This is a genomic window from Streptomyces sp. NPDC092045 (assembly GCF_044756005.1).
GTDB lineage: Bacteria > Actinomycetota > Actinomycetes > Streptomycetales > Streptomycetaceae > Streptomyces.
In genome coordinates this window covers 657,370-681,369 of the sequence record NZ_JBIVSC010000003.1, presented here as the reverse complement: position 1 = coordinate 681,369, position 24,000 = coordinate 657,370, and the positions used below count along the sequence as shown (strand labels likewise).

Here is a 24,000-nt window from a genome sequence, read left to right as displayed (position 1 = left end):
CCGGACCGCCGCGGGGTTCAGCTCCTCAGCAAAGACGCCACGAGGCCCGTCATCAGGGCCCGCGGGTCGGGCGTGCCCGGCCGGCTCGTCATCAGCAGGTGGTGGGCGGTCCCCACCAGGGCGAGGGCCGCGACGGACGGCTCGACCGTGTCCGCCACCCGGCCGAGGCGCCGCTCGGCCTCCAGGTAGCCGGTGACGGCCTCCTGGATCGCGGCGAAGCCGGGCGCCCCGGCCTCCAGGGCCTCGCGCACGCGCACGGTGGCGACGGGCCGGGCCAGGGCGAGGCCGGAGACGGCCGGGCCGCCGGAGCCGAGCAGCGCGAGGACGACGGCGTCGAGGTTCTCCGCCACCGAGCCCCGCCCGACGAGCTCCGAGAGCGCCCCCGCCTTCGCGGCCGTGCGCGCGAACCGGTCGAGGCAGAGCTCGGCCACGAACTCGTCGAGACCGGCGAAGTGCGCGTGCAGCAGCCCCTTGGCGCAGCCCGCCTCGGTGGTGACCGCCCGGCTGGTCAGCGCGCCGGGCCCGCCGTCCGCGAGGACCCGCTCGGCGGCCGCGAACAACCGCTCGCGCACGTCCGGCGTCGCCACTCCGCGCGGTGACATGGGCCCCTCCCCGCGACTGCCGCCGATCTCTCCGGCGGGCACACCTCCTCGAACACGGCCGATCCTAGCGGGGATTGCCAGTTTGGGCATGCGCCCATACTGTTTGGGCGTCCGCCCGTACTCGTCGGGCGCACTCCTGCGTCCCGTCGTCCACCAGGAGGCACCCATGTCCGGGATCGTCAACACCGAGCAGGCGCAGGCGTGGAACGGGCCCGAAGGGGTCCACTGGGCCCGCCACCAGGACCGCTGGAACGCCGTGAACGAGGGCTTCGACGAACCGCTGCTCGACGCCGCCGGCATCACCGGGGACGGCCGGGTCCTCGACATCGGCTGCGGCGCCGGGCAGACCACGCGGCTCGCCGCGCTCAGGGCGCCCCGGGGGAGCGCCCTAGGGCTCGACCTGTCCGGCCCGATGCTGGCCGAGGCGCGCGCCCGCGCGGAGCGCGAGGGCGTTCCCCACGCGCTCTTCGAGCAGGGGGACGCCCAGGAACACCCCTTCGGGGCGGGCGCGTTCGACGCGGCGATCAGCCGCTACGGGGTGATGTTCTTCGCCGACCCCGTCGCGGCCTTCGCCAACATCGGCCGGGCCCTGCGGCCCGGCGGCCGTCTGGCCTTCGTCTGCCCGGCCGAGGCGGCGCTCAACGAGTGGGCCGTGGCGATGACGGCCCTGCGCGACCTCCTGCCGGTCGGCGACTTCGGGAGCCCGGGGCTGCCCGGCATGTTCTCGCTGGCGGACCCGGACCGGATCCGCCGCGTCCTCGCCGCCGCCGGATTCACCGGCGTCACCGCCGAGCGGGTCCGGGCGCACGGGAGGTGGGGGCGGGGGGCCGGGGACGCGGCGGATTTCCTCCTGGGCACGGGCCCCGGCCGCCACCTGACGGAGCGGGCCGACGCGGAGACGCGGGCCCGCGTCCGCCGGACCCTGGAGGACCGCCTGCGCGCCCACGAGGCGGCGGACGGCACCGTCCGGCTGCTCAGCACCTGCTGGCTGGTCACGGCGGACCGCCCGGCCTGAACGGCCCCCCGGCAGAGGGCCGTTCGCGCCCACCGCCCCGGCCGGGTGCCGTACGGCAGGCCTCCGTCCCGGACCCGGGGCGCGCCGCGTGCCTCCGTCCCGGACCCGGGGCGCGCCGCGTGTCTCTCCCCCGGCCGGGGGCGGCACCGCGTGCCTCCGCCCCGGACCGAGGGCTGCGCCGCGCGTCTCCCTGCCCCGGGCCGAGGGCCACGCCCCTCCGTCCCCGGCCGGGGACGCACCACGCTCCTCCGTCCCCGGCCGGGGGCCGCGCCCCGCCTCCCCGTCCCGGCAGGGGCTACGCCGCGTGCCCCCCGTCCACCGAGAACTCCGCCCCCGTCACGTACCGCCCCTCCGGGCCCGCCAGGAACGCCACCATCGACGCCACCTCGTCCGGGGTGCCGAAGCGGTCCAGGGCCGTGAGGGCCTTCTGGCCCTCCGCGAGCGGGCCGTCCGCCGGGTTCATGTCGGTGTCGACGGGGCCGGGGTGGACGAGGTTGGCCGTGATGCCCCGGCCGCCCAGTTCGCGGGCGAGCGCCTTGTTCAGGCCCGTCAGGGCGGTCTTGCTCATCGCGTACAGGGTCCCGCCGGGGCCCGGGACCCGCTGGGTCATGCAGCTCCCGATCGTGACGATCCGGCCGCCGTCGGGCAGCCGGCCCGCCGCCGCCTGCGAGGCGAGGAAGACCGCCCGCACGTTCACCGCGAGGACCCGGTCCACGTCCGCGAGGGCCAGCGACTCCAGCGGGCCGAGGACCCCGACGCCCGCGTTGTTCACCAGGACGTCGAGCCGGCCCAGGGCGTCCGCCGCCCACGCGACCGCGCCCGCCGCGTCCCCGGGGTCCGCCGCGTCGGCCCGCAGCGGCAGCGCCTTCCGGCCCGCCGCCCCGATCCGCGCCGCGACCTCCGCGGCCCGCGCCTCGTCCCGTACGTAGGTGAAGGCCACGTCCGCGCCCTCCCGGGCGAGCCGTACCGCCGTCGCCGCGCCGATCCCCCTGCTGCCGCCCGTCACCAGGACCGCCGTGCCGTTCATCGTGGACATCCCGAACCTCCGTGGAAGCGCTAAGTGGTTGCGGGTTCAATGAAAGTCGGGGGAGCGGGCGGACACCGGCGGCAATCGGACGTCGAGTCCGGCACCGATGAGTTCCGCCCGGCGGCGCGGTCGGAGCTTTCGGAACACGATGGTCCGGAGAACAGAAAGGGCATCCGCCATGGCCACCCTCAGCCTCACCCAGTTCCTCACCCTCGACGGCGTCGTCCAGGCCCCCGGCGGCCCCGACGAGGACCGCAGCGACGGCTTCGAGCACGGCGGCTGGTCCGTCCCGTACGGCGACGAGGACTTCGGACGCTTCATGGACGAGGTCTTCGCCCGTCCGACCGCCTTCCTCCTCGGCCGCCGCACCTACGACATCTTCGCCGGCCACTGGCCGGAGCGGACCGACCCCGGCGACCCGGTCGCGAGCAAGCTGAACGCCCTCCCCAAGTACGTCGCCAGCACCACCCTCGCCCAGGCCGACTGGGCCGGGACCACCGTGCTCCGCGGCGACGTCGCCCGGGAGGTCGCCGGCCTCAAGGAGCGGCTCGACGGCGAGATCCAGATGCACGGCAGCGCCGGCCTCGCCCGCACCCTCCTCGACCACGACCTCATCGACACCCTCCACCTGCTCGTCTTCCCCGTCGTCCTGGGCACGGGCCGCCGCCTCTTCACCGACGGCGTCCGCCCCACCGCCTTCCGGCCCGCCGGGTCGCACACCACCGGCGCGGGCGTCGCCGTCCACACGTACGAGCTCGAAGGGCGCCCCGCGTACGGCAGTTACTGAGCACGGCGGAAAGGTGTAGTCACCACGGGCCGCTCCGGGTACGGTGATCCTCCGCGTGCGAGCCGCCGAAGTCTCCCACCCCGTCCCGAGAGTGGGAGAAACGGCCCGATGCCGGCTCCGTCGTTCGCCGCACCCCTGTCGCTCGGCGCCCCGCGCCGGGCCTGGCTCACCGATCTGCCCGTCCTGTTCGTCGCCGTCTTCTGGGGCGCCAGCTACCTCGCGGCCAAGGGCATCACCACCTCCCACACGGTCGTCGCGGTCCTCGTCCTGCGGTTCGCGGTGGTGCTGCCCGTCCTCGTCGCCGCCGGTTGGAACAGGCTCCGGGCCCTGACCGCCGCCCAGTGGCGCGGCGCCGGCACCCTCGGACTCGTCCTCGGCGGGATCTTCCTCCTGGAGACCTACGGCGTCGTCCACACCTCCGCCACCAACGCGGGCCTGATCATCAGCCTCACCATGATCCTCACCCCGCTCGCCGAGGCCGCCGTCACCGGCGTCCGGCCGACGCGCGCCTTCCTCGCCGCCGCCGGGCTCTCCGTCACGGGCGTCGTCCTGCTCACCCAGGGCGGCGGCTTCACCGCCCCCTCGACCGGCGACCTGCTCATGCTGCTCGCCGCCCTCGCCCGCACCGTCCACGTCCTGGCCATGTCCCGGATCAAGGCGGTCCGCTCGGCCGACTCGCTCTCCCTGACCACCGTCCAGCTCGGCTCCGCCGTCGCCGTGTTCGCCGTCATCGCCGCCATCCCCGGCACCGGCGCCTCCCCGTGGGCCACGGCCCTCGGCTTCGGCCCGCGCGAGTGGGCCGGGCTGCTCTTCCTCTCCGTCTTCTGCACGCTCTTCGCCTTCTTCGTGCAGATGTGGGCCGTCCGCCGCACCTCCCCGTCCCGGGTCAGCCTCCTCCTCGGCACCGAACCCCTCTGGGCCGCCGCCGCGGGCATCGCCGTGGCCGGCGACCGCCCCGGCGCCCTCGGCCTCGCGGGCGCGCTCCTCGTCCTCGCGGGCACCACCTGGGGCCGCCGCGCCGCCGACGGGACCGACCGCCCCGGCGGGGCCGCCGAGGGCGACCGGTAGGTTCTCCCTTCATGTCCTCGTCAACGCGTTCCCTCGTCCACGGCAACGAGTTCAGGGCCCGCGCCCGCCGCACCCAGGGCTGGGGGATCCTCCTGCTCGCCGTCGCCGGCCTGCTCTGGATCCGGTTCGCCGTCCTCCTCGTCACCCCGTACGAGCAGAGCGGCGGCGGCAGCCCCTGCCCCGCCCTCCTCACCAGCGAGTACGTCCACCACGACGACTGCGTCGAGGAGCGCGACTGGCCCGGCCTCGTGGCCCTCCTCGGCGGCTCCCTCCCCTTCGCCGTCGTCGGCGCCGCCCTCTACACCGGCGGCTCCGCCGCGCACCGGACGGCGGACTACCTCGCCGAGGTCACCCGCCTGGACTCCGCCGGAGCCTGAGCCCACCGCTCGGGGCCCGGCCGGCGCCGGAGCCCACCGCTCGGGACGGCCCGGCTCCACCGCTCAGGACTTCGGCACCCGGTCCGACACGATCAGGACGACCCCGCCGAGCACCGCTATGACGATGTTGGCGAACAGCTCCCGCCCCTCCAGGAACCACACGTTCTCCGTCAGGAACCGGGTCAGGCCCATGAACCGGAACCAGCCGTCCGTCAGCTCGCGGACCACCCCGCACACACCGGCCAGGGCGATCAGGAACCCGACGGTCTCCAGGAATCTCTTCATGTCCCGATCATGACCGGGGCGGGGGAGCGGGCGCGTCCGACCCCGGTCCACGTCCGCCGCTACCGAAGTACCGATCTCCGCGACTTCGGTAGCGACCCGGCCGCCCGAACCCCTTCCCGGCGCCCCCGGCTGCGTACATTGCGGACATGACCCGCACGGACCGGCAGCGCTGGCTGTTCCCCTCCCACTTGGTCGAACCGGGCGGAAGCGGGGCGGCGCGGCCCCGCCGCACCGTCCGCGACTGGATCGTGGACACCTCGCTCTTCCTGCTCGCCGCCCTCGTCGGCCTCGTCGCCGCCGACACCAGCGCGCAGTACACCAGCGAGCCCGTCACCCTCCTCGACCAGCTCGCCGGAGCCGCCGCCTGCTGCGCGCTCTGGCTGCGCCGCCGGTGGCCGGTCGGCCTCGCGGTCGGCCTCTCCCTGGCGAACGTCGTGGCCCCGGTCGCCGCCGGCGCCCTCCTCGCGAGCCTGTTCAGCGTCGCCGTGCGCCGCCCCTTCCGGGAGGTCGCCTGGATCTGCGCGCTCGCCGTCGCCACCTCGGTCGTCCAGGTCTTCCTCCGCCCCGACCCCACCACCAGCCGCACCCTCTCCCTCGTCCTCGGCTTCGTCCTCGTCCTGCTCGTCACCGCCTGGGGCATGCTCGTCCGCTCCCGGCGCCAGCTCGTCGAGGCCCTCAGGGAACGCGCCCGCCGTGCCGAGGCCGAGGCGGAACTGCGCGCCGTCCAGGCCCAGCGGCTCGCCCGCGAGGCCATCGCCCGCGAGATGCACGACGTCCTCGCCCACCGGCTCACCCTGCTCAGCGTCCACGCCGGAGCCCTGGAGTTCCGGCCCGACGCCCCGCCCGAGCAGGTCGCCCGCGCCGCCGGAGTCATCCGCGACAGCGCCCACGAGGCCCTCCAGGACCTCCGCGAGATCATCGGCGTGCTGCGCGCGCCCGACGAGGACGGCGAGGGCAACCGGCCCCAGCCCACCCTGGCCACCCTCGGCGCGCTGGTCGAGGAGTCCCGCGAAGCCGGCGCCGAGGTCGTCCTGGACACCACCGTCGACGACCCGGCCGCGGTCCCCGCCGCCACCGGCCGCACCGTCTACCGCATCGCGCAGGAGGGCCTCACCAACGCCCGCAAGCACGCACCCGGCGCCCCCGTCACCGTCACCGTCCGCGGCCGCCCCGGCGAGGGCCTCACCGTCGACGTCCGCAACCCGGCCCCCGACGGACCCGTCCCGCACGTGCCCGGCTCCGGCCAGGGACTCATCGGACTCACCGAACGCGCCGCCCTCGCCGGCGGCCGCCTCGAACACGGACCGGCCCCCGACGGCGGCTTCGCCCTGCGCGCCTGGCTACCGTGGCCCCCATGACCATCCGGCTGATCGTCGTCGACGACGACCCCCTCGTCCGCGCGGGCCTCGCCCTCATGCTCGGCGGGGACGACGACCTCGACATCGTGGGCGAGGGCTCCGACGGCCGGGACGTCCCCGAACTCGTCGCCCGGCACGCCCCCGACGTCGTCCTCATGGACATCCGCATGCCCCACGTCGACGGCCTCACCGCCACCGAACTCCTGCGCGCCCGCCCCGGCGCCCCCGAGGTCGTCGTCCTCACCACCTTCCACGCCGACGAGCAGGTCCTGCGCGCCCTGCGGGCCGGCGCCGCCGGCTTCGTCCTCAAGGACACCCCGCCCGCCGAGATCGTCGCCGCCGTCCGCCGGGTCGCCGCCGGGGACCCCGTCCTCTCCCCGGCCGTCACCCGCCAGCTCATGACCCACGTCGCGGGACGGCCGGAGCAGCCCCGGCGCGCCACGGCGGCCGACCGCCTCGCCGGACTCACCGGCCGCGAGCGGGAGGTGGCCGTCGCCGTCGGCCACGGGCGCTCCAACGCGGAGATCGCCGCCGAGCTGTACATGAGCGTGCCGACCGTCAAGACGTACGTCTCCCGGATCCTGGCCAGGCTCGACCTCAACAACCGCGTCCAGATCGCCCTCCTCGTCCACGACGCGGGCCTCCTCGACGGGGAGGACGGCGCATGAGGCCGACCCGGTGACCGACACCGACACCGACACCGGCACCGGCACCGGCACGGGTGCCGACCACGGGCGCCCGCGGGCCGGGTCCCGTCCGCACCGGCGAGGTCAGCCGGACGGATCCACCCGCACCGGCCGTCCCTCCCGCCGCGAGCGCTCGCACGCCTCCGCGATCCGCAGTGCCGCCAGCGCCTCCCGCCCGTCGCACGGATTGGGCGCCGCGCCGTGCGCGAGCCGGACGAAGGCGTCGAGCTCCGCCTCGTACGCCGGGGCGAACCGCTCCAGGAAACCCGGCCACGGCTTCTCCGGCGCGGGCGGCCCCTGCGGCTCCACGGAGACGAGCGGAGCGCGGTCGTCCAGGCCCACCCCGATCTGGCCCCGCTCGCCCGCCAGCTCCATCCGCACGTCGTACCCGGCGCCGTTGCACCGGGTCGCGGTCGCCGTCACCAGCGTCCCGTCGTCCAGGGTGAGGAGCGCGGCGGCCGAGGATACGTCCCCCGCCTCCCGGAACATCGCCGGACCCGCGTCCGAACCCGTCGCGTACACCTCGACGACCTCGCGGCCGGTCACCCAGCGCACCGCGTCGAAGTCGTGCACCAGACAGTCCCGGAAGAGCCCGCCGGAGAGCGGCAGGTACGCGGCGGGCGGCGGCTGCGGGTCGGAGGTCACCGCCCGTACGGTGTGCAGCCGGCCGAGCCGCCCCGACCGGACCGCCTCGCGGGCCGCCCGGTACCCGGCGTCGAAGCGGCGCATGAACCCGAGCTGGAGCTCCGTGCCCGCCGCCGCCACCGCGTCCAGCGCGGCGAGCGTCCCCGGCACGTCCAGGGCGATCGGCTTCTCGCAGAAGGCCGGAAGGCCCGCCCCGGCGGCCCGGGCGATCAGCTCCGCGTGCGCCGCCGTCGCCGAGGCGATCACCACCGCGTCCGGGGAGCTCCCGAGCAGCGCGTCCACGTCCGGCGCCGCCTCCGCCTCCAGCGCCCGCGCGACCCCGGCCGCCCGCGCGGGGTCCGCGTCCGCGACGACCAGGGACCCGACCTCCGGGTGGCGGGCCAGCACCCCCGCGTGGAAGCTCCCGATCCGTCCCGTACCGATGAGTCCGATGCGCATGGCCCCACCGTGGGGGCGTCCGCACCACCTGTCAAGGATTTGTCAGGACAACAGGACGTCACGGCCCCCCGTCATCGGGTTCCCGTCCTCCGCGCCCCGGGGCTACGCTCGCACCGTGCCTCCGCAGTCCGGCTCAGCCCTTCCCCCGCGGTCCGGATCCGCCTCCACCCCGAGGTCCCGCGCCGCGCCTCCGCCGCGGTCCGGCACGGCCCTCCCGCCGCTCTCGGTGGACCGCACCAGCCCGGTCCCGCTCTACTTCCAGCTGGCCCGCCAGCTGGAGGGCGCGGTGGAGGACGGGACGCTGGTCCCGGGCACCCTCCTCGGCAACGAGATCGACCTCGCCGCCCGTCTCGGACTCTCCCGGCCCACCGTCCGGCAGGCCCTCCGGACCCTCGTCGACAAGGGGCTCCTGGTCCGCCGCCGGGGCGTCGGCACCCAGGTCGTGCACACCGGCGTCCGGCGCCCGCCGGAACTCAGCAGCCTCTACGACGACCTGGAGAGCGCCGGCCGGCACCCCGCCACCCGCGTCCTGGCCAACCGGCTCGAACCCGCCACCGGACCGGTCGCCGCCGCCCTCGGGGTGCCCGAGGGGAGCGAGGTCCACTACCTGGAACGGCTCCGCACCGCGGACGGCGAACCCCTGGCCCGCCTGCGCGACCACCTGCCCGCCGGGCTCCTGGAACCGGACACCGCGCTCCTGGAGGCCACCGGCCTCCACCGGCTGCTCCGCTCCGCCGCGATCACCCTGCACAGCGCGCGCCAGGCGGTCGGCGCCCGCGCCGCGACCGCCGCCGAGGCCGCGCTGCTCGACGAGGAGGAGGGGGCGCCGCTGCTCACCATGGAACGGGTCACCTACGACGACACCGGCCGGGCCGTCGCGTACGGCTCCCACCTCTACCGGGCCGCCCGCCACTCCTTCGAGTTCCGCCTGATGGCCCGTCCGTGACCCCGGGCCGGGCCCCGCGGCGACCCGCCCGGCCCGCATGACCGATACTGCAATGCACGCCTGCAATGCGCGCAAAGGACACAAAGGAGGGCACGGCCTCGTGACCAGGCTTCGGACAGGAGGGGTACGCGCCGCGGTCGGCGCCGTGCTCGCACTCGCGCTGACGACGGCGCTCGCCGGATGCAGCAGCACCGGCGGCAAGCGGGCGGAGGACGCCCGCAAGGCCACGCAGGCCCAGGGCAGGGCGGCCGTCGACACCCCCCGCTGGACCTTCGCGATGGTGACGCACTCGGGCGACGGCGACACCTTCTGGGACATCGTCCAGAAGGGCGCCCGGCAGGCCGCCGTCAAGGACAACATCAACTTCCTCTACGCCCACAGCGACGAGGCGCAGCAGCAGGCGCAGCTGGTCGACTCGTACATCGCCAAGGGCGTCGACGGGCTCATCGTCACCCTCGCCAAGCCCGACGCCATGAAGGCCGCCGTGGAGAAGGCCGTCAAGGCCGGCATCCCGGTGATCACCGTGAACTCCGGCGCCGAGCAGTCCAAGGCCTACGGCGCCCTCACCCACATCGGCCAGGACGAGACCGTCGCCGGCGAGGCCGTCGGCGAGGAACTCGACAGGCGGGGCAGGAAGAAGGCGCTCTGCGTCCTGCACGAGCAGGGCAACGTCGGCCACGAGCAGCGCTGCGCCGGGGCGAAGAAGACCTTCGGCGGCGAACTCGTCAACCTGTACGTCGACGGCACCAACATGCCCGACGTGAAGGCCTCCGTCGAGGCCAAGCTCCAGGCCGACAAGGACATCGACGCCGTCGTCACCCTCGGCGCCCCCTTCGCCGACACCGCCGTCCAGGCCGCGAAGAGCGCCGGCAGCAAGGCCGAGATCGACACCTTCGACCTCAACGCCAAGGTCGCCACCGCCCTCAAGGCCGGCACCCTCGGCTTCGCCGTCGACCAGCAGCCCTACCTCCAGGGCTACGAGGCCGTCGACCTGCTCTGGCTCCACCGCTACAACGCCGACGTCCTCGGCGGCGGCAAGCCGGTCCTCACCGGCCCCCAGATCATCACCGACGAGAACGCCGACGACCTCGTCGCCTACGCGGATCGGGGCACCCGATGAGCTCCACCGCTCCGCCGTCCGGCATCGACCACGTCGACGAACGCCTCCTGCGCACCACCCCGCTGAAGAAGCTCCTCGCCCGCCCCGAGCTGGGCTCGGTCGTCGGCGCGGCCGCCGTCTTCGTCTTCTTCGCGGTCTTCGCCGACAGCTTCCTGCGCGCCTCCAGCCTCGGCACCGTCCTCTACGCGGCCTCCACCATCGGCATCATGGCCGTCCCCGTCGCGCTCCTGATGATCGGCGGCGAGTTCGACCTCTCCGCCGGCGTCATGGTCACCAGCTCCGCGCTCGTCTCCTCGATGTTCAGCTACCAGATGACGGCGAACGTCTGGGTCGGCGTCGGCGTCTCGCTGCTCGTCACCCTGGCGATCGGCGTCTTCAACGGCGTCATGCTGACCCGCACCAGGCTGCCCAGCTTCATCATCACGCTCGGCACCTTCCTCATGCTGACCGGCCTGAACCTCGGCCTCACCAAGCTGATCAGCGGCACCGTCTCCACCAAGACCATCGCCGACATGGAGGGCTTCCCCTCCGCCCGCAAGCTCTTCGCCTCGCAGCTCACCCTCGGCGGGGTCGAGCTCAAGGTCACCATCCTGTGGTGGTTCGGCCTGGTCGCGCTCGCCACCTGGATCCTGCTCCGCACCCGCTTCGGCAACTGGATCTTCGCGGTCGGCGGCGGCGCCGACGCGGCCCGCGCGGTCGGCGTCCCCGTCCACCGCACCAAGATCGGCCTCTACGCGGGCGTGGCCCTCTGCGCCTGGATCTCCGGCCAGCACCTGCTCTTCTCCTTCGACGTCGTCCAGTCGGGCGAGGGCGTCGGCAACGAGCTGATCTACATCATCGCGGCCGTCATCGGCGGCTGCCTGATCACCGGCGGGTACGGCTCGGCCATCGGCTCGGCGGTCGGCGCCCTCATCTTCGGCATGACCAGCAAGGGCATCGTGTACGCCGAGTGGAACCCGGACTGGTTCAAGTTCTTCCTGGGCGCGATGCTGCTGCTCGCGACCCTCCTGAACGCCTGGATCCGCAAGCGCGTGGAGGCGACCAAGTGACGACCGGCACCCCTGTGACGACCGAGAGCGCCCCCCTCGTCGAGCTCGACGACGTCAGCAAGTACTACGGCAACATCCGCGCCCTCGAAGGGGTCTCCCTGGAGGTCCGCGCGGGGGAGATCACCTGCGTCCTCGGCGACAATGGCGCCGGCAAGTCCACCCTCATCAAGATCGTCGCCGGGCTGCACCGGCACGACGCCGGGACCTTCCGCATCGAGGGCGAGGAGGTCACCCTGGCCAACCCGCGCGACGCCCTCGACCGGGGCATCGCCACCGTCTACCAGGACCTCGCCGTCGTCCCGCTCATGCCGGTCTGGCGCAACTTCTTCCTCGGCTCCGAGCCGACGAGGGGCAAGGGGCCGTTCAGACGGCTCGACGCCGGCCTCATGCGGACCACCACCCGCGAGGCCCTGCTCCGCATGGGCATCGACCTGCGCGACGTCGACCAGCCCATCGGCACCCTCTCCGGCGGCGAGCGCCAGTGCGTGGCCATCGCCCGCGCCGTCCACTTCGGAGCCAAGGTCCTCGTCCTCGACGAGCCGACCGCCGCCCTCGGCGTCAAACAGTCCGGCGTCGTCCTGAAGTACGTGGCCGCCGCCCGCGACCAGGGCCTCGGCGTGGTCCTCATCACCCACAACCCCCACCACGCCCACCTCGTCGGCGACCGCTTCGTCCTCCTCAAGCGGGGCGTCATGGCCGGCAGCCACACCAAGGACTCCGTCACCCTCGACGAGTTGACCCGGCAGATGGCCGGCGGCAGCGAGCTGGAGGACCTCCGCCACGAACTGGAACGCCCCTCCGCGACGTGACGGCCCCCGCGGGGCCCGCCTGGCAGAATCGGATCCGATGAGTACCTACCGTGACCTCGCCCACCGCGGCTCCGCCCGCGGCACCGTGCTGCGGACCGTGGGGACCCGGGAACGGCGCTCCCACCTGACGGCCCCCCGGGTGCCGACCGTCGGCATCGACATCGGCGGCACGAAGGTGATGGCCGGGGTCGTCGACGCCGACGGCAACATCCTGGAGAAGCTCCGCACGGAGACCCCGGACAAGTCCAAGAGCCCCAAGGTCGTCGAGGACACCATCGTCGAACTGGTCCTGGACCTCTCGGACCGGCACGACGTGCACGCGGTCGGCATCGGCGCGGCCGGCTGGGTCGACGCCGACCGCGCCAGGGTCCTCTTCGCCCCCCACCTGGCCTGGCGCAACGAGCCCCTGCGCGACGCCCTCCAGGGCCGCCTCGCCGTCCCCGTCATGGTGGACAACGACGCCAACACCGCCGCCTGGGCCGAGTGGCGCTTCGGCGCCGGGCGCGGCGAGGACCACCTCGTCATGATCACCCTCGGCACCGGCATCGGCGGCGCCATCCTGGAGGACGGCCAGGTCAAGCGGGGCAAGTACGGCGTCGCCGGCGAGTTCGGCCACATGCAGGTCGTCCCCGGCGGCCACCGCTGCCCCTGCGGCAACCGCGGCTGCTGGGAGCAGTACAGCTCGGGCAACGCGCTGGTCCGCGAGGCCCGCGAGCTGGCCGCCGCCGACTCCCCGGTCGCGTACAACATCATCGAGCGGGTCAAGGGCCACGTCCCCGACATCACCGGCCCCCTCATCACCGAACTCGCCCGCGAGGGCGACGCCATGTGCGTCGAGCTGTTCCAGGACATCGGCCAGTGGCTGGGCGTCGGCATCGCCAACCTCGCCGCCGCCCTCGACCCCTCCTGCTTCGTCATCGGCGGAGGCGTCTCCGCCGCCGACGACCTCCTCATCGGCCCCGCCCGGGACTCCTTCCGCCGCCACCTCACCGGCCGCGGCTACCGCCCCGAGGCCCGCCTCGTCCGCGCCCAGCTCGGCCCCGAGGCCGGCATGGTCGGCGCCGCCGACCTGGCCCGGCTCGTCGCCCGCCGCTTCCGCCGCGCCAACCGGCGCCGCGTCGAGCGGTACGAACGGTACGAGCGCTACGCCCAGGCCCTGCGCAGCGGGACCTCGGCCCGGGCCGCCCGCACCCCCGAGGACCCCCCGTCGTGATCCCGACCGCCCCGCCCCCGCCCCGCCCGCCGCTGGAGCGGATGCCCGAGGACCGCCGGCACATGATCCGCCGCCGCTGGCTGACGGCCGTCATCATCGTGCTCCTCGTCGGCATCCCCGCCGGGTACCTCGTCATCTCCGCCGGCCAGAGCCGCGACAGCGGCCTCGACAAGGAGCGCGAGTCCTCGGTGGTCGGCCTCCAGGACAACTGGCCCTCCCTGATGAAGCGCCGGGTCTTCGAGGTCCCGATCCCCCCGGGGTCCTGGGACGTCGCCTACTACGAGACCAGCAACTGGAAGACCAGCAGGCTGTACGTCCAGTTCTCGACGACCGCCGCGGGGCTCGACGCCTTCCTCGCCGAGTCCGGCGCCGCCCGCTCCCGACTCACCCCGGGCCGGATCACCATCGGCGACCGCGACCGGTCCATCGCCGCCTGGACCTTCCCCGACACCCCGACCTGGTCGGGCACCACCGTCACCCGCGAGGAACCCCGCCCGACCACGGACATCACGGTCGACCTCACGGAACCGGCGTTCCCCCGGGTGTACGCGGTCTCCACGACGAGCCCCTGAACCGCCGGAGCACCCGCTCCACGCCCCCGAAACCCCTGGTCCAAGCCCTCTGGCCGGAGCGGAAGCACCCGTGACGGACCGGACCGTCCACCGCAGCAGACCCCGGGAGGTCCCCATGCGCCGTCTCGCCGTCTTCCTCGCCTCCTCCGACGGGCACGACCCGGCGCACGCCGCACTGGCCGCCGCCGTCGGCACCGATCTGGCCCGGCGCGGGATCGGCCTCGTCTACGGCGGCGGCCGCACGGGGCTGATGGGCGTCCTGGCGGACGCGGCCCTGGAGGCGGGCGGCGAGGTCGTCGGCGTCATCCCGCGCAGCATGATCGAGCGGGAGTGGGCGCACGAGGGGGTGACGGAGCTGGTCGTCTGCGACACGATGCACGAGCGCAAGGCGATCATGGCCGACCGCGCGGACGCCTTCGCCGCCCTGCCCGGCGGGCTCGGGACCCTGGAGGAGATCTTCGAGGTGTGGTCGTGGCGCCAGCTCGGCTTCCACGCCAAGCCCGTCGGCCTCCTCGACGCCGGGGGCTTCTGGACCCCGCTCCTCGGCGCCCTGCGCGGGATCTCCGGCACGGGGTTCCTCGCCGCGTCCACCCTGGACGACCTCGCCGTCGCCCCCGACCTGCCCGGCCTCCTGGAGGCGCTGGAGGAGCGGCTGCGCGGCGCCCACCGGCCCGCGCACGGCGGCCGGGACGCCGAGTCCGCGCCCGGACCCGCCTGAGGGACCCGGCCCGGCCCGGTCGGCGCCCTCGGCGCGGGCCGGCCCCGGGCCTTTGGGCGAGACGGGCGTCTCCTGGTGCGGCCGGCCGCGGACCGGGTACAGGGGAGGGGTAGCCGGCCGTGATCCACAAGAAGGGCGCCCTCCCCATGCTCGTCGACCTGACAGGACGGACCGCTCTGGTCACCGGATCCACCCAGGGGATCGGTGCCGCGATCGCCAAGGGCCTGGCCCGCGCGGGGGCCCGCGTGGGCGTCAACGGGCGCACCGAGCAGCGGGTGGAACAGGCCGTCGCGGACCTGCGCGCCGAGGTCGCCGACGCGGACCTGGTCCCCGTGGTCGCCGACGTCGCGACCGAGGAGGGCGCGCGCCGCGCCGCGGAGGCGCTGCCCCGGGTGGACGTCCTGGTGAACAACCTCGGCATCTTCGGCGAGGCCGATCCGCTGGAGATCAGCGACGACGAGTGGCGGCGCTACTTCGAGGTGAACGTCCTCGCGGCGGTCCGGCTGATCCGCCAGTACCTCCCCGGCATGAGCGAGCGCGGCTGGGGACGGGTGCAGAACATCGCGAGCGACTCGGCCGTGGCGATCCCCGCCGAGATGATCCACTACGGCATGTCCAAGACCGCCCTCCTGGCGGTCACGCGCGGCTTCGCCAAGCAGGCGGCGGGCAGCGGCGTCACCGTCAACTCGGTCGTCGCGGGCCCCACCCGCACGGGCGGGGTCGAGGACTTCGTGTACGAGCTGGTGGACCGCTCCCTGCCCTGGGACGAGGCCCAGCGCGTGTTCATGCGCGAGCACCGGCCGCAGTCGCTGCTCCAGCGGCTCATCGAGCCGGAGGAGATCGCCGCCATGGTCGTCTACCTCGCCTCCGACCACGCCTCCGCCACCACCGGGGGCGCGTTGAGGGTCGACGGAGGGTACGTCGACTCCGTCCTGCCGTAGCGCGCTCCGCCCGCGGCGGGACCGCGCGACGGACCGCGCGGAGGAGGGCACGAAGGGGACAGAACCCCACAGTTGTGCCCTCCGCCCTGGGAACGGCACGGGATATGAGAGGGTCTTGCGGGTGAGCGAGACACCACCGAACACCCTGCAGTACCGCGTCGACGGGCGAGAGGACGCTCCGGTCCTGGTCCTGGGACCCTCCCTGGGGACCACGTTCCACATGTGGGACCGGCAGATCCCCGAGCTCACGCGGGACTGGCGGATCGTGCGCTTCGACCTGCCCGGGCACGGCGGCGCGCCCGCGCAACCCTTCGGTTCCGTGGCCGAGCTGGGCGACCGGCTGCTCGCCACCCTCGACGGGCTCGGGATCCAGCGCTTCGGCTACGCGGGCTGCTCCTTCGGCGGGGCCGTCGGCCTCGACCTCGCACTGCGGGCGCCCCACCGGGTCGCCTCGCTCGCCCTGGTCGCCACCTCGCCCCGGTTCGGCACCGCCGACGAGTTCCGGCAGCGGGGCGTCATCGTGCGGGCCAACGGCCTGGAGCCGATGGCCCGCACCGCCCCCGAGCAGTGGTTCACCCCGCTCTTCGCCGGCGCGCAGCCCGCCATCGTCGACTGGGCCGTGCAGATGGTCCGTACGACCGACCCGGCCTGCTACATCGCCGCCTGCGAGGCCCTCGCCGTCTTCGACGTACGCGAGGCCCTCGGCCGCATCGGCGTCCCCGCGCTCGTGCTCGTCGGCTCCGAGGACCAGGTCACCGGCCCCGCCGAGGCCCGCACCCTGGTCGCCGGCATCGCCGACGCCCGGCTCGCCGTCGTCCCCGGCGCCTCCCACCTCGCCCCCGTCGAGCAGCCCGCCGCCGTCACCGACCTGCTCCTCGACCACTTCGCCGGGACGGTCCAGGAGACCGCCGGCGCCCCGGCCGTGCCGCCGCCGCCCGCCGGTCCGGCGCCCGCCGCCGAGGCCGCGGCCCCCGCCCCGGCCGCCGAGACCGCCGGGGACGGGCGCCCCGACCCGTACGGGAAGGGGCTCGGGCTGCGCCGCGAGGTGCTCGGCGACGCGCACGTGGACCGCGCCCTCGCCGAGGACCCCGACGGGACCCTCCAGGGGCTCGTCAACCGGTACGAGTGGGGCGAGGTCTGGAGCCGCGAGGGCCTCGACCGGCGCGTCCGCAGCGCCGTCACCCTCACGGCCCTCCTCGCCGGGGGCCACCGGGAGGCCCTCGCGGACCACACCCGGGCCGCCCTCCGCAACGGCCTCTCGCCCGACGAGATCCGCGAGATCGTGCTCCACGCGGGCGTGTACTGCGGTCTCCCGGCCGCCGAGACCGCCCTGCGGGTCGTCACCCGCGTCATCGCGGAGGAGACCACGCCCCCGGCGTAGCCTGGTCCCGTGAAGCTGACGAAGAAGTCCCACGCCTGCGTCCGGCTGGAGAAGGACGGGCGGACGCTCGTCCTCGACCCCGGCGGGTTCACCGAGGAGGACGCCGCTCTCGGGGCCGACGCGCTGCTCGTCACCCACGAGCACCCCGACCACTTCGACGAGGGCCGGCTGCGGGCCGCCCTGGAGGCGAACCCGGCCGCCGAGGTCTGGACGCTGCGCAGCGTCGCCGGGCGGATCGCGGCGGCCTTCCCCGGCCGGGTGCACACCGTCGGCCACGGCGACGCCTTCACGGCCGCCGGGTTCGACGTCCAGGTCCACGGCGAGCTGCACGCCGTGATCCACCCGGACATCCCGCGCATCACCAACGTGGGCTACCTCGTCGACGGCTCCGTCTTCCACCCCGGCGACGCGCTCACCGTGCCCGACCACCCGGTCGACACCCTGCTGCTGCCCGTCATGGCCCCCTGGAACAAGATCTCCGAGGTCATCGACTACGTGCGCGAGCTGAAGCCGCGCCGGGCGTACGACATCCACGACGCCCTGCTCACCGACCTCGCCCGGCCGATCTACGACCGCCAGATCGGGGAGCTCGGCGGCACCGACCACTCCCGGCTCGCCCCCGGGAGCTCCGCCGACGTCTGAGACGGCCCCGGAGGACCGGCCGTTGTCGGTGCCCGACAGTAGGCTTGCGCCCATGCGCATCGCGACCTGGAACGTCAACTCGATCACCGCCCGGCTGCCCCGTCTCCTGGCCTGGCTGGAGAGCAGCGGCACCGACGTGCTGTGCATCCAGGAGACCAAGTGCACCGCCGAGCAGTTCCCCGCCGAGGAGCTGCGCGAACTGGGCTACGAGTCGGCGGTCAACGCCACCGGACGGTGGAACGGCGTCGCGCTGCTCTCCCGCGTCGGCCTCGACGACGTGGTCACCGGCCTGCCCGGCGGCCCGGAGTACGACGGGGCGCAGGAGCCCCGGGCGGTCTCCGCGACCTGCGGCCCCGTCCGCGTCTGGTCGGTGTACGTGCCGAACGGCCGCGAGGTCGCCCACGAGCACTACGCCTACAAGCTGCGCTGGCTGGAGGCGCTCAGGACGGCCGTCGCGGAGGACGCGGCGGGGGACCGGCCCTTCGCGGTCCTCGGCGACTACAACATCGCGCCGGCCGACGAGGACGTCTGGGACATCGCCGTCTTCGAGGGCGCCACGCACGTGACGGAGCCGGAGCGGGCCGCGCTCGCGGGCCTGCGCGGGACCGGCCTGCGCGACGTGGTCCCCCGCCCCCTCAAGTACGACCACCCCTTCACGTACTGGGACTACCGCCAGCTCGGCTTCCCGAAGAACAAGGGCATGCGCATCGACCTGGTCTACGGCAACGAGCCCTTCGCCGAGGCGGTCACGGACAGTTACGTGGACCGCGAGGAGCGCAAGGGCAAGGGCGCCTCGGACCACGCCCCCGTCGTCGTCGACCTCGACGTGCAGGGGCGTGCGGCGGACCGGGGCCGGTAACGGTCTCCGCGCGCCGAGTGGTGGACCGGGAGGTGTCGGTGCGAGGCTGTTCGGATGAACATCCCGTTTCTGGACAGCTGGCGCAAGCGGCACCATCCCGACTCCCCGGACTCCCCGCCGGCCGCCGCCTCCGACCGCGCCCCGGACGGGATGGCCGATCTGTTCGCCGAGTGCGAGCTGCTGCGCGCCCGGGTCGAGGAGGCCGGGGTGGCGCTCGACGACACCCCGCGCTCGCTCCAGGAACTCGACCAGCTGCCGCCCCGCTGGCGCGACGACCCCGAGGAGCTGCCCTGGTTCGGGAACGACGCCGGGCTCTACCTCGGCACGGTGATCGTCCGCAACGTCCCGGCCGCCCGCTGGCAGATGCGCCCCGGCGGCGGCCCGGTGGTGCAGCTCGCCTCCGGCCGTGAGATCCAGGTCGTCGAGGCCGGTCTCGACTGGGCGATGACGGGCGCTCCGCAGCTCTCCCAGGTGTACGCGGAGGCCGCCGAGTACTGACGCGTACACCTGTCGGTCGCCCCCCTTCCGCAGTAAATACGGCTAATACCCGTTTCATGCGTGTCGTCCCTGAAGTCCTTTTTCCGGTGGATATTTTGCGTGGACCGCGACACCGCTGAGAAATGGGGCAGGGCAGCGTATGGCCGTCGTCGATCCGCTGATCGAACTGCGTGGCGTCAACAAGCACTTCGGCGCCCTGCACGTCCTCCAGTCCATCGACCTCACCGTCGGCCGCGGCGAGGTGGTCGTCGTCATCGGCCCCTCCGGCTCCGGCAAGTCCACCCTCTGCCGGGCGATCAACCGGCTGGAGAGCGTCGAGTCGGGCGAGATCCTCATCGACGGGCAGCCGCTCCCCGATGAGGGCAAGGCGCTCGCCCGGCTCCGGGCCGAGGTCGGCATGGTCTTCCAGTCCTTCAACCTCTTCGGGCACAGGACCGTCCTCGCGAACGTCTCCCTCGCACAGGTCAAGGTGCGCGGGCGCAAGAAGGAGGAGGCCGACCGGCGTTCGCGCGAACTCCTCGCCCGGGTCGGACTCGCCGCGCACGCCGACAAGTACCCGGCCCAGCTCTCCGGCGGCCAGCAGCAGCGCGTGGCGATCGCCCGCGCGCTCGCGATGGACCCGAAGGTCATGCTCTTCGACGAGCCGACCTCGGCCCTCGACCCCGAGATGATCAACGAGGTCCTGGAGGTCATGCGGCAGCTGGCCCGGGACGGCATGACGATGGTGGTCGTGACCCACGAGATGGGCTTCGCGCGCTCCGCCGCCAACCGGGTCGTCTTCATGGCCGACGGCAGGATCGTCGAGGACCGCGCGCCGGAGGAGTTCTTCACCGCTCCGCGCAGCGAACGCGCCAAGGACTTCCTCTCCAAGATCCTCAAGCACTGACCGGGTGGGAACCATGCAGCGTACGCACCGGACCCTGGCCGCGCTCGCCCTGCTGCTCGCCGCGACGGCGGCGCTCGGCGGCTGCGGCCGGGAGGGCAGCCCGCCCGTCAAGGGCCCGCAGCCCGACCGACTCCCCGTCTACCGGGTGCGGTCGGACTTCACCCTGCCCGACTCCGCCACCTGGAACCGGGCGAAGAAGCGCGGCCGGCTCGTCGTCGGCGCCAAGGAGGACCAGCCCTACATGGGCGAGAAGGACCCCGCCTCCGGCCGCTACTCCGGCTTCGACATCGAGATCGCCAGGATGATGGCCGCATCCCTCGGCTTCGACCCGGCCCGCGTCGAGTTCCGCACGATCGCCTCCGCCAACCGCGAGACCGCCCTCCAGAACGGCCAGATCGACTACTACGTCGGCACGTACACCATCAACGACAACCGCAAGAAGCTCGTCGGCTTCGCCGGGCCCTACTACCTGGCCGGACAGTCCCTCCTGGTCCGCACCGACGAGCACGACATCGACGGACCCCAGGACCTGGCCGGCAAGCGGGTCTGCTCGGCCGCGGGCTCCACCCCGTACCAGCGGATCGAGAAGGACCACCCGGAGGCCGAACTCGTCGCCTACGACACGTACTCGGTCTGCGTGGACAACCTGCTGACCTACCAGGTCGACGCGGTCACCACCGACGACACGATCCTGCTCGGCTACGCCGCCAAGGTGCCCGACGAGCTCAAGGTGGTCGGGAAGCCGTTCTCGGAGGAGCCGTACGGCATCGGCGTCCCCCGCAACGACAACGCGCTCCGCCTCGCCCTCGACGACGCCCTCGCCGCCCACGAGAAGAACGGCGACTGGAAGAAGGCGTACGACGCCACCCTCGGCCTCTCCGGAGTCCCCGCCCCGCCGCCGCCCGCCATCGACCGCTACCCCGCGGGCTGATCCGCAGGAGCCTCCCGACATGGACGTCCTGACCGACAACTTCTCGCTCTACGGAAAGGGGTTCCTCGGCACCGTCGAACTCACCGTCTACGCCTCGGCGCTCGCCCTCGTCCTGGGCTTCGTCATGGCCTCCTTCCGGGTCGCGCCCGTCGGCTCCCTCCGGGTCTTCGGCACGGTCTGGGTGACCGTCCTGCGCAACACCCCGCTGACCCTGCTCTTCTTCGCGGTCATGCTGGGACTGCCCCGCTTCGGACTCGTCCTGCCCTTCGAGCTGTTCGCGGTCCTCGCCCTCGGCTGCTACACCTCTGCCTTCGTCTGCGAGGTGCTGCGCTCCGGCATCAACACCGTGCCGCGCGGCCAGGGCGAGGCGGCCCGCAGTCTGGGCATGACCTTCGCCCAGACCCTCGGCACGGTCGTCCTGCCGCAGGCCTTCCGCACCGTCATCCCGCCCCTCGGCTCGACCCTGATCGCCCTCGCCAAGAACTCGGCGATCGCGGGGGCGTTCAGCGTCACCGAACTCCTCGGCACCTACAAGACGCTGAGCGAGCTCGGCTACAACATCGTCTGGACCTTCGTCTGGATCGCCGTCGGATACCTGATCATCACCCTCACCATCAGCGCCCTCTTCCACGTCATGGAGAAGCGCTGGGGAGTCGCCCGATGACCACCGAGTCCACCGCCCTCTACGACGTCCCCGGGCCGAGCGCCCGGCGGCGCCACCTCCTCTACGGCCTCGTCTCCACCGCCGTGCTCCTGGCCCTGGCCGGCTGGATCCTCCACCTCCTCTTCGACACCGAGCAGTTCACCTCCGCCAAGTGGTCGCCCTTCCTCTACGAGGGCATCCAGGAACTGCTGCTCAGGGGTCTGGGCAACACCCTGAAGGCCTTCGCCTGCGCATCGGTCCTCTCGCTCGCCCTCGGCGCCGTCCTGGCCTGCGGGCGCCTCTCCGAACACCGCGTCCTGCGCTGGACCTCCACCCTCTTCGTGGAGTTCTTCCGCGCGATGCCCGTCCTCGTGATGATCTTCTTCGTCTTCGTGGCGCTGAAGGTGCAGCCGCTGCCCGCCCTGGTCACCGGGCTGACCCTCTACAACGGCTCCGTGCTCGCCGAGGTCTTCCGCACCGGCGTCCACTCCGTGGCGCGCGGCCAGGGCGAGGCGGCGTACGCGCTCGGCATGCGCAAGACGCAGGTGATGACGTACGTCCTGGTGCCCCAGGCCGTCCGCGCGATGCTGCCCGCCATCATCAGCCAGCTCGTGGTGGCCCTGAAGGACACCTCGCTCGGATTCCTGATCACCTACGAGGAGTTCCTGCACGCGGGCAAGCTGATCGCGTCCAACCTCGACTACGACCTGCCGTTCATCCCCGTCGTGCTCGTCATCTCGCCGATCTACATCGGGATGTGCATGCTGCTCTCCTGGTTCGCCACCTGGGTGGCCCGCAGGGAGCGCCGCGACCCGAGGACGAAGGCCGCGGACGTCGCTCCGGCCGGACCGGGAGGGCCGCCGCCGGGAGGGCGGTAGCGGGCACGGGCCGCACCCGCCCGGCGGCAGCCGGAGATCACTCCTCCCGCAGCGGCACCGACACGTACGACGGGTCGGCGGCCGGGGAGGAGAAGGTCAGCTGCGCGCCGGCCGGGTTGTGCTCGATGTAGAGCGGGTCGACGGTGTCCACGACCAGCGCCAGCCGGTGCCCGGCGGGCACGTCGTACGCCGTGGAGAACAGCTCCAGGTCGACGGTGAACGGCTGCCCGGGGGCCTTGCCGTGGAAGGTGTGCGGGGCGTTGGTCACCAGCTTGCCGACGCCGAGCGGGCCGACGTCGTAGAGGTACGCGACGAGGGTGCCGCTCTCCTGGGTGGAGGCGACCGTGGTGTGCACCTTCACGGTGCCGCGCACCCGCTGCGGGGCGTCGTACCGCTCGGACTGCCAGACGCCGGCGAAGGCGCGGGGGAGGAGGGGGACGGAGACGACGGGCGGGGTGCGGAGGAACTGGTCCAGGGCGTTGGTGAGCAGGGTGACCCCGCCGTTCGCGCCCGAGTCGACGTTCGCCCACACCCGCTGCGTGCCGCCGAGGTCGAACCTGCGCTGGTTCGCGTGCACGGACTTCCAGTCCGGATAGCCCTCGTAGCCGCCGGTCGACCGGGACTTGAGCTGGACGGGCCGCTCGCGGTCGATGCCGTTGTCGGCGCCCTTGAGGTAGCGGTCGAACCAGCGCTGTGCGTTGGTCCAGGTGTCGTTGGGCAGGCCGAAGAGTCCGGTGAGTTCGGCGGTGGCGTGGTCGCCGGGACGGAACTCCAGGCGCTTGGGGCCGGTGAGCTTCTCGTAGAAGCTCGCGTACTGGTTGGGCGGGAAGATGGTGTCGCCCCAGGCGTTGCCGAGCATGACCGCGGTGCCGTTGGCGTTGATGCGGTCCAGGTAGGTGACCGGGGAGCGCGTGCGGCCCCAGGCGATCATGTCCTCCTCCTTGGCCAGGTCGGAGGAGAGGAAGTCGCTCAGGATCTGCTTCAGTTCGGGTCCCGGACGGCCGGTGAGGGCCCCGGCGCCGCCGAGCAGGGCGGCGGCCTGGAGGTGCTGGGTCCGGCCGCTGTAGATGGACTCGATGAGGTCGGCCCAGCCGCTGAGTGCGGCGACGGCCTTGACCCTCGGGTCGTGCGCGGCGGCGAGCAGGCTGATCCCGGCGCCGTACGAGACGCCCCCCATGCCCACCCGGTCGGGGTCGGCGGCGGTGTGGGCCAGTGCCCAGTCGATCACCTTGGAGGCGTCGGCGACGTCCTTGGGGCCCGCGGTCTCGATCTCCCCGCCGGACTGCCAGAAGCCGCGCGAGTTGTAACTCACGACGACGTAGCCGGAGTCGGCGAGCTTCCGCGCCTGGGCGAGGTACTCGACCTGGGGCATGGCCCAGCTGGTGGGCAGCACGATCAGGGGGTGGCGGGCGCCGGCCGCCCCGGCGGGAGCGACGACGTTCGCCTTGAGGACGGTGCCGCCCTCTCCCGCGATGTCGACGAAGCGGATGCCGGCCGGGTCGGCGGTCTCCACGGCCTGGGCGGCGGGGGCGAGCCCGAGGGCCGTCCCGGCCACGAGCGCGGCCGAGACGGCGAGGACCAGGGATGTGCGCACGGGGCACTCCTCACTGGGGGCGCCGATGGGTG

General features: G+C 73.7%; 27 protein-coding genes. 22 read left to right on the top strand and 5 right to left on the bottom strand.

Annotated elements, in window-relative coordinates; genetic code table 11:
• Window positions 1-17: 17 nt before the first annotated feature.
• Entirely contained in the window at window positions 18-602 is a 585-nt protein-coding gene (locus tag ACIQKA_RS13250; protein ID WP_383151870.1) for a TetR/AcrR family transcriptional regulator, read from the bottom strand.
• Between the two features lie 166 nt (window positions 603-768).
• Here ACIQKA_RS13250 and ACIQKA_RS13245 point away from each other — a divergent pair, with 166 nt between their 5' ends.
• Window positions 769-1,617: a class I SAM-dependent methyltransferase gene (locus ACIQKA_RS13245; protein WP_383151869.1), complete on the top strand. Its 849-nt coding sequence runs from the start codon at window positions 769-771 to the stop codon at window positions 1,615-1,617.
• 295 nt (window positions 1,618-1,912) lie between these two features.
• Here the strand turns inward: ACIQKA_RS13245 and ACIQKA_RS13240 are convergent, their stop codons facing one another.
• The gene (locus ACIQKA_RS13240; protein WP_383151868.1) at window positions 1,913-2,653 is read right to left on the bottom strand and encodes an SDR family NAD(P)-dependent oxidoreductase; all 741 of its coding nucleotides are present in this window, start codon (window positions 2,651-2,653) and stop codon (window positions 1,913-1,915) included.
• A 169-nt stretch (window positions 2,654-2,822) separates the two neighbouring features.
• Between ACIQKA_RS13240 and ACIQKA_RS13235 the strand changes: the two genes are divergently transcribed.
• The 3 genes from ACIQKA_RS13235 (at window position 2,823) to ACIQKA_RS13225 (ending at window position 4,876) form a co-directional block, all read left to right on the top strand.
• Window positions 2,823-3,431 (top strand): dihydrofolate reductase family protein, encoded by a 609-nt coding sequence (locus ACIQKA_RS13235; protein ID WP_383151867.1) that lies wholly within the window; start codon window positions 2,823-2,825, stop codon window positions 3,429-3,431.
• Between the two features lie 108 nt (window positions 3,432-3,539).
• Complete coding sequence (locus ACIQKA_RS13230; RefSeq protein WP_402540932.1) at window positions 3,540-4,499, top strand: DMT family transporter; 960 nt, start codon at window positions 3,540-3,542, stop codon at window positions 4,497-4,499.
• A gap of 11 nt (window positions 4,500-4,510) precedes the next feature.
• A complete protein-coding gene (locus ACIQKA_RS13225) occupies window positions 4,511-4,876 on the top strand; it encodes a hypothetical protein (RefSeq protein ID WP_383151865.1) in 366 nt (121 codons plus the stop codon).
• A gap of 63 nt (window positions 4,877-4,939) precedes the next feature.
• On the opposite strand, the gene ACIQKA_RS13220 is transcribed toward ACIQKA_RS13225, so the two are convergent.
• A complete protein-coding gene (locus tag ACIQKA_RS13220; protein ID WP_383151864.1) occupies window positions 4,940-5,161 on the bottom strand; it encodes a hypothetical protein in 222 nt (73 codons plus the stop codon).
• 146 nt (window positions 5,162-5,307) lie between these two features.
• Between ACIQKA_RS13220 and ACIQKA_RS13215 the strand changes: the two genes are divergently transcribed.
• Window positions 5,308-6,519 (top strand): sensor histidine kinase, encoded by a 1,212-nt coding sequence (locus tag ACIQKA_RS13215; protein WP_402540931.1) that lies wholly within the window; start codon window positions 5,308-5,310, stop codon window positions 6,517-6,519.
• Window positions 6,516-7,187 carry a response regulator gene (locus ACIQKA_RS13210; protein ID WP_383430502.1) on the top strand — a complete coding sequence of 224 codons (672 nt, stop codon included), beginning with the start codon at window positions 6,516-6,518 and terminating at the stop codon, window positions 7,185-7,187. The genes ACIQKA_RS13215 and ACIQKA_RS13210 overlap by 4 nt, the downstream gene beginning before the upstream one ends.
• Before the next feature lie 102 nt (window positions 7,188-7,289).
• Here the strand turns inward: ACIQKA_RS13210 and ACIQKA_RS13205 are convergent, their stop codons facing one another.
• Window positions 7,290-8,288, bottom strand: a complete 999-nt coding sequence (locus ACIQKA_RS13205) for a Gfo/Idh/MocA family oxidoreductase (RefSeq protein WP_402540930.1) — start codon at window positions 8,286-8,288, stop codon at window positions 7,290-7,292.
• Between the two features lie 226 nt (window positions 8,289-8,514).
• On the opposite strand from ACIQKA_RS13205, the gene ACIQKA_RS13200 reads away from it, so the two are divergent.
• The 16 genes from ACIQKA_RS13200 to ACIQKA_RS13125 all read left to right on the top strand — a co-directional run bounded on the left by ACIQKA_RS13200 (window position 8,515) and on the right by ACIQKA_RS13125 (window position 22,374).
• The gene (locus ACIQKA_RS13200; RefSeq protein WP_383442497.1) at window positions 8,515-9,234 is read left to right on the top strand and encodes a GntR family transcriptional regulator; all 720 of its coding nucleotides are present in this window, start codon (window positions 8,515-8,517) and stop codon (window positions 9,232-9,234) included.
• A gap of 100 nt (window positions 9,235-9,334) precedes the next feature.
• Window positions 9,335-10,354: a sugar ABC transporter substrate-binding protein gene (locus tag ACIQKA_RS13195; protein ID WP_402540928.1), complete on the top strand. Its 1,020-nt coding sequence runs from the start codon at window positions 9,335-9,337 to the stop codon at window positions 10,352-10,354.
• A complete protein-coding gene (locus ACIQKA_RS13190) occupies window positions 10,351-11,403 on the top strand; it encodes an ABC transporter permease (protein ID WP_383151857.1) in 1,053 nt (350 codons plus the stop codon). Before ACIQKA_RS13195 ends, ACIQKA_RS13190 begins: the two co-directional genes overlap by 4 nt.
• Window positions 11,404-11,417: 14 nt before the next feature.
• On the top strand, window positions 11,418-12,212 hold the full coding sequence (locus ACIQKA_RS13185; RefSeq protein WP_391094244.1) for an ATP-binding cassette domain-containing protein: 795 nt from the start codon (window positions 11,418-11,420) through the stop codon (window positions 12,210-12,212).
• Window positions 12,213-12,249: 37 nt separating this feature from the next.
• Window positions 12,250-13,425: an ROK family glucokinase gene (locus tag ACIQKA_RS13180; protein WP_366373835.1), complete on the top strand. Its 1,176-nt coding sequence runs from the start codon at window positions 12,250-12,252 to the stop codon at window positions 13,423-13,425.
• A gap of 41 nt (window positions 13,426-13,466) precedes the next feature.
• A complete protein-coding gene (locus tag ACIQKA_RS13175; protein ID WP_390108545.1) occupies window positions 13,467-13,997 on the top strand; it encodes a hypothetical protein in 531 nt (176 codons plus the stop codon).
• A gap of 115 nt (window positions 13,998-14,112) precedes the next feature.
• Window positions 14,113-14,715 (top strand): TIGR00730 family Rossman fold protein, encoded by a 603-nt coding sequence (locus ACIQKA_RS13170; protein ID WP_390107845.1) that lies wholly within the window; start codon window positions 14,113-14,115, stop codon window positions 14,713-14,715.
• Window positions 14,716-14,861: 146 nt separating this feature from the next.
• Complete coding sequence (locus ACIQKA_RS13165; protein WP_383151911.1) at window positions 14,862-15,656, top strand: SDR family NAD(P)-dependent oxidoreductase; 795 nt, start codon at window positions 14,862-14,864, stop codon at window positions 15,654-15,656.
• A 121-nt stretch (window positions 15,657-15,777) separates the two neighbouring features.
• Window positions 15,778-17,037, top strand: a complete 1,260-nt coding sequence (locus ACIQKA_RS13160; protein ID WP_402540927.1) for an alpha/beta fold hydrolase — start codon at window positions 15,778-15,780, stop codon at window positions 17,035-17,037.
• 9 nt (window positions 17,038-17,046) lie between these two features.
• The gene (locus ACIQKA_RS13155) at window positions 17,047-17,679 is read left to right on the top strand and encodes an MBL fold metallo-hydrolase (RefSeq protein WP_383151855.1); all 633 of its coding nucleotides are present in this window, start codon (window positions 17,047-17,049) and stop codon (window positions 17,677-17,679) included.
• A 52-nt stretch (window positions 17,680-17,731) separates the two neighbouring features.
• Window positions 17,732-18,538: an exodeoxyribonuclease III gene (locus tag ACIQKA_RS13150; protein ID WP_383151854.1), complete on the top strand. Its 807-nt coding sequence runs from the start codon at window positions 17,732-17,734 to the stop codon at window positions 18,536-18,538.
• A gap of 54 nt (window positions 18,539-18,592) precedes the next feature.
• Window positions 18,593-19,036, top strand: a complete 444-nt coding sequence (locus ACIQKA_RS13145) for a DUF6278 family protein (RefSeq protein WP_383151853.1) — start codon at window positions 18,593-18,595, stop codon at window positions 19,034-19,036.
• A 139-nt stretch (window positions 19,037-19,175) separates the two neighbouring features.
• Window positions 19,176-19,922, top strand: a complete 747-nt coding sequence (locus tag ACIQKA_RS13140; RefSeq protein WP_402540926.1) for an amino acid ABC transporter ATP-binding protein — start codon at window positions 19,176-19,178, stop codon at window positions 19,920-19,922.
• 13 nt (window positions 19,923-19,935) lie between these two features.
• On the top strand, window positions 19,936-20,853 hold the full coding sequence (locus tag ACIQKA_RS13135; protein WP_383430509.1) for a glutamate ABC transporter substrate-binding protein: 918 nt from the start codon (window positions 19,936-19,938) through the stop codon (window positions 20,851-20,853).
• Between the two features lie 19 nt (window positions 20,854-20,872).
• Window positions 20,873-21,517 carry an amino acid ABC transporter permease gene (locus ACIQKA_RS13130; protein ID WP_383151850.1) on the top strand — a complete coding sequence of 215 codons (645 nt, stop codon included), beginning with the start codon at window positions 20,873-20,875 and terminating at the stop codon, window positions 21,515-21,517.
• On the top strand, window positions 21,514-22,374 hold the full coding sequence (locus tag ACIQKA_RS13125) for an amino acid ABC transporter permease (protein WP_383430511.1): 861 nt from the start codon (window positions 21,514-21,516) through the stop codon (window positions 22,372-22,374). Before ACIQKA_RS13130 ends, ACIQKA_RS13125 begins: the two co-directional genes overlap by 4 nt.
• Window positions 22,375-22,411: 37 nt before the next feature.
• Here ACIQKA_RS13125 and ACIQKA_RS13120 read toward each other — a convergent pair whose 3' ends face one another.
• Entirely contained in the window at window positions 22,412-23,968 is a 1,557-nt protein-coding gene (locus ACIQKA_RS13120; protein WP_402540924.1) for an alpha/beta fold hydrolase, read from the bottom strand.
• Between the last annotated feature and the right edge of the window lie 32 nt (window positions 23,969-24,000).

Coding starts and splice junctions, on each gene's coding strand:
- ACIQKA_RS13150 (WP_383151854.1), top strand. CDS start 17,732: ATGCGCATCGCGACCTGGAACGTCAACTCGATCACCGCCCGGCTGCCC.
- ACIQKA_RS13235 (WP_383151867.1), top strand. CDS start 2,823: ATGGCCACCCTCAGCCTCACCCAGTTCCTCACCCTCGACGGCGTCGTC.
- ACIQKA_RS13250 (WP_383151870.1), bottom strand. CDS start 602: ATGTCACCGCGCGGAGTGGCGACGCCGGACGTGCGCGAGCGGTTGTTC.
- ACIQKA_RS13135 (WP_383430509.1), top strand. CDS start 19,936: ATGCAGCGTACGCACCGGACCCTGGCCGCGCTCGCCCTGCTGCTCGCC.
- ACIQKA_RS13245 (WP_383151869.1), top strand. CDS start 769: ATGTCCGGGATCGTCAACACCGAGCAGGCGCAGGCGTGGAACGGGCCC.
- ACIQKA_RS13190 (WP_383151857.1), top strand. CDS start 10,351: ATGAGCTCCACCGCTCCGCCGTCCGGCATCGACCACGTCGACGAACGC.
- ACIQKA_RS13180 (WP_366373835.1), top strand. CDS start 12,250: ATGAGTACCTACCGTGACCTCGCCCACCGCGGCTCCGCCCGCGGCACC.
- ACIQKA_RS13140 (WP_402540926.1), top strand. CDS start 19,176: ATGGCCGTCGTCGATCCGCTGATCGAACTGCGTGGCGTCAACAAGCAC.
- ACIQKA_RS13125 (WP_383430511.1), top strand. CDS start 21,514: ATGACCACCGAGTCCACCGCCCTCTACGACGTCCCCGGGCCGAGCGCC.
- ACIQKA_RS13170 (WP_390107845.1), top strand. CDS start 14,113: ATGCGCCGTCTCGCCGTCTTCCTCGCCTCCTCCGACGGGCACGACCCG.
- ACIQKA_RS13215 (WP_402540931.1), top strand. CDS start 5,308: ATGACCCGCACGGACCGGCAGCGCTGGCTGTTCCCCTCCCACTTGGTC.
- ACIQKA_RS13230 (WP_402540932.1), top strand. CDS start 3,540: ATGCCGGCTCCGTCGTTCGCCGCACCCCTGTCGCTCGGCGCCCCGCGC.
- ACIQKA_RS13225 (WP_383151865.1), top strand. CDS start 4,511: ATGTCCTCGTCAACGCGTTCCCTCGTCCACGGCAACGAGTTCAGGGCC.
- ACIQKA_RS13165 (WP_383151911.1), top strand. CDS start 14,862: ATGCTCGTCGACCTGACAGGACGGACCGCTCTGGTCACCGGATCCACC.
- ACIQKA_RS13205 (WP_402540930.1), bottom strand. CDS start 8,288: ATGCGCATCGGACTCATCGGTACGGGACGGATCGGGAGCTTCCACGCG.
- ACIQKA_RS13240 (WP_383151868.1), bottom strand. CDS start 2,653: ATGTCCACGATGAACGGCACGGCGGTCCTGGTGACGGGCGGCAGCAGG.
- ACIQKA_RS13130 (WP_383151850.1), top strand. CDS start 20,873: ATGGACGTCCTGACCGACAACTTCTCGCTCTACGGAAAGGGGTTCCTC.
- ACIQKA_RS13175 (WP_390108545.1), top strand. CDS start 13,467: ATGCCCGAGGACCGCCGGCACATGATCCGCCGCCGCTGGCTGACGGCC.
- ACIQKA_RS13210 (WP_383430502.1), top strand. CDS start 6,516: ATGACCATCCGGCTGATCGTCGTCGACGACGACCCCCTCGTCCGCGCG.
- ACIQKA_RS13220 (WP_383151864.1), bottom strand. CDS start 5,161: ATGAAGAGATTCCTGGAGACCGTCGGGTTCCTGATCGCCCTGGCCGGT.
- ACIQKA_RS13145 (WP_383151853.1), top strand. CDS start 18,593: ATGAACATCCCGTTTCTGGACAGCTGGCGCAAGCGGCACCATCCCGAC.